This is a genomic window from Streptomyces sp. 13-12-16 (genome assembly GCF_002114215.1).
Classification (GTDB): Bacteria; Actinomycetota; Actinomycetes; order Streptomycetales; family Streptomycetaceae; genus Streptomyces.
Genome location: NZ_NCTE01000976.1, coordinates 1 through 3,441 on the forward strand (window position 1 = coordinate 1; position 3,441 = coordinate 3,441).

The 3,441-nt window shown below is 75.3% G+C and carries 2 protein-coding genes; one reads left to right on the top strand and one right to left on the bottom strand.

Going from position 1 to position 3,441, the window contains the following annotated elements; translation table 11 throughout:
- A partial coding sequence (locus B7767_RS33435) for an AAA family ATPase (protein WP_256923657.1) occupies positions 1 to 1,415 on the bottom strand: 1,415 nt, incomplete at its 3' end.
- A gap of 150 nt (positions 1,416 to 1,565) precedes the next feature.
- Between B7767_RS33435 and B7767_RS33440 the strand changes: the two genes are divergently transcribed.
- Positions 1,566 to 3,441, top strand: a 1,876-nt coding sequence (locus tag B7767_RS33440; protein WP_085575383.1) for a thioredoxin domain-containing protein, incomplete at its 3' end; no start/stop codon positions are given.

Consider the following 3,441-nt stretch of genomic DNA (forward strand, 5'->3'; position numbering starts at 1 on the left):
CGCCGCAGCAGCCGCCGCAGGGGCTCGGGCTGGTCGGTGTAGCGCAGCCACAGCGCCCGCTCGACCGGCTCGACGGGCCCGTAGGCGCCCAGGTCGGTGGCGAGCGCGAGGGGGGAGCGGGGGCCGAGGGCCGCACCGGCGATGCGCAGCGCCAGCGGCAGGCCCCCGCACAGCTCCCGCACCCGCTCGGCGGAATCGGCGTCGTAGGGTCCCGAGGAGTCCTGCGCGGCGACCGCGAGCAGTTCCTCCGCACCGGCCGCGTCCAGCGGCTCCACCGGGAGCTGGTGGACCCGGGCCGGCAGGTCGTCCGGCAGCCCGAGCGGCGCGCGGGAGGTGACCAGGACCAGGCTGTCGGACCGTTCCGGTATCAGCGTGCGCACCTGCTGCGGATCGGAGGCGTCGTCCAGCACCACCGTCACCGGCATCCCGGTCAGATGCTGGTGGTACAGCTCGCTCAGCCGCTTGACCTGCTGGTCGGGGGAGGACCGCTCACGGAACAGCAGCTGCTCGCGGGGCGCCCCGAGCCGGTTCAGCAGGTGCAGCAGCGCGTCCCGGGTGGACAACGGGGGGTCGCCGGGGCTGTCACCGCGCAGATCGACGACGCAGGCGCCGCGGAAGTGGTCCTTCAGGTCGTGCGCGGCGCGCACCGCGAGCGTCGTACGGCCGCTGCCGGACGCCCCGTGCAGCACGACCACCGTCGGCCGGGTCTCCGTGGTCGCACGGGCCGCCTGCACCCACTGCCGGATGCGCGCCATCTCCTGCCGCCGTCCCGCGAACGGACCCAGCGGCTCCGGGAGTTGCCCGAACGACTGCTCCAGCACGCTCCGTCCGCGGGCCGCCGCGCTCTTGTCCGTGCCGCGCAGCCGGGGCCCCGCCTTCCTCGGTCCGGTGGAGGCGGCCAGCACCCGCTGCTGGTCCAGGTACGGGCGGATCCCCCGTACCTCCAGCGCCGTCAGCCACTGCAGCCGCAACTGTTCCGGCCCGCCCGGCTGGCTCACCGCGCCGGCCCGGTGGTGCGCGGCGGGCACATGCGTGCCGGCCACCTTCACCACCGTCGCCGCCGCGCCGGCGACCCCGACGGTCACACCCGCGCCCAGCGCCGTCCCGGTGCCCGTCCCGAGCGCCATGTCGGCGACCACGGCCGCGATCCCCGCCACCCCGGCCACCAGCAGCGGGGTCCCGGCGCCCTCGCGGGCGTAACGCTGCCGGAAGGTGAGCTGTCCGGCCTCCGCCTCGTCCAGGGCGCGCGTGTACGCCTCGTACTCCTCGGCCGCCGCCCGCGCCATCGTGTCCAGTGCCCCGCGCGCCCGCGCGAGCAGCGCCTTGCCGTCGGTGCGCCCGCCCGACCTGCGCACCTCCTCCTCCACGGCCCGCGCCAACAGCCGCTCGGCGTCCGCCCGCTGACCGTCCCGCATCCGCTGTCCCCCTCCGGTGGCGTCGGCCGGTCCCGGCCGCGTTCCCCGGCCACAAGTGTGTCGTGCGGGGGCCGCCGTGTGGAGAGGGCCGGATCCTCCCGGCTGTGTGCCGCCGGGCTCCGGGGCGGGTACTGCGGCAGGATGGACACCATGCCGAACCGACTGGCCCATGAGACGTCCCCGTACCTGCTGCAGCACGCCGACAACCCGGTCGACTGGTGGCCGTGGTCCCAGGAGGCGTTCGAGGAGGCGCGGCGGCGGCAGGTGCCGGTGCTGCTGAGCGTCGGCTACTCGAGCTGCCACTGGTGCCATGTGATGGCGCACGAGTCCTTCGAGGACCCGGCCACCGCCGACGACATGAACGCGCACTTCGTCAGCGTCAAGGTGGACCGTGAGGAGCGCCCGGACGTCGACGCCGTCTACATGGAGGCGGTGCAGGCGGCGACCGGGCAGGGCGGCTGGCCCATGACCGTGTTCCTCACCCCGGACGCGGAGCCGTTCTACTTCGGCACGTACTTCCCGCCCGCCCCCCGGCACGGCATGCCCTCCTTCCGGCAGGTGCTCCAGGGCGTCCACCAGGCGTGGGCCGAGCGGCGCGGCGAGGTCGACGAGGTGGCCGGGAAGATCACCCGGGATCTGGCGGGGCGGGAGCTGTCCTACGGAGACGACCAGGTGCCCGGCGAGCAGGAGCTCGCCCAGGCGCTGCTCGGGCTGACCAGGGAGTACGACCCGCAGCGCGGCGGGTTCGGCGGGGCGCCGAAGTTCCCGCCGTCCATGGTGCTGGAGTTCCTGCTGCGCCACCACGCCCGCACCGGCGCCGAGGGCGCGCTGCAGATGGCGGCGGACACCTGCGAGCGCATGGCGCGCGGCGGGATCTACGACCAGCTCGGCGGGGGCTTCGCCCGGTACTCCGTCGACCGCGACTGGATCGTGCCGCACTTCGAGAAGATGCTCTACGACAACGCCCTGCTGTGCCGGGTCTACGCCCACCTGTGGCGGGCCACCGGCTCCGGACTCGCCCGCCGGGTCGCGCTGGAGACCGCCGACTTCATGGTCCGCGAACTGCGCACCGCCGAGGGCGGGTTCGCGTCCGCGCTGGACGCCGACAGCGACGACGGAACGGGGCGGCACGTCGAGGGCGCGTACTACGTCTGGACGCCCGCGCAACTGCGCGAGGTCCTCGGGGACGACGACGCGGAACTCGCCGCACGGTACTTCGGCGTGACCGTGGAGGGCACCTTCGAGGAGGGCGCCTCGGTGCTGCAACTCCCGCAGCAGGAAGGGGTGTTCGACGCCGAGCGGATCGACGGCATCAGGGAGCGGCTGCTCGCGGCGCGCTCCGCCCGGCCCGCGCCCGGCCGGGACGACAAGGTGGTCGCCGCCTGGAACGGCCTCGCGATCGCCGCGCTCGCCGAGACCGGTGCCTACTTCGACCGGCCGGACCTCACGGAGGCCGCCGTCGCCGCCGGTGACCTGCTGGTCCGGCTGCACCTGGACGACGGGGCCCGGATCGCCCGTACCAGCAAGGACGGCCGAGCCGGGGCCAACGCGGGGGTGCTGGAGGACTACGCCGACGTCGCGGAGGGCTTCCTGGCGCTGGCGTCGGTGACCGGCGAGGGTGTCTGGCTGGAGTTCGCCGGACTGCTCCTCGACCATGTCCTGGCCCGCTTCACCGACCCCGGATCGGGCGCCCTGTACGACACGGCGTCCGACGCGGAGCGCCTCATCCGGCGTCCGCAGGACCCGACCGACAACGCCGCCCCGTCCGGCTGGACCGCCGCCGCGGGCGCCCTGCTCGGCTATGCCGCGCACACCGGTTCCGAGCCCCATCGCACCGCCGCCGAACGGGCGCTGGGCGTGGTGAAGGCGCTCGGCCCGCGCGTCCCGCGGTTCATCGGGTGGGGGCTCGCGGTCGCCGAGGCCGTACTGGACGGGCCGCGGGAGGTCGCGGTGGTCGGCCCGGCGCTCGACGACCCGGCCACGACCGCCCTGCACCGCACGGCACTCCTGGGTTCCGCGCCCGGCG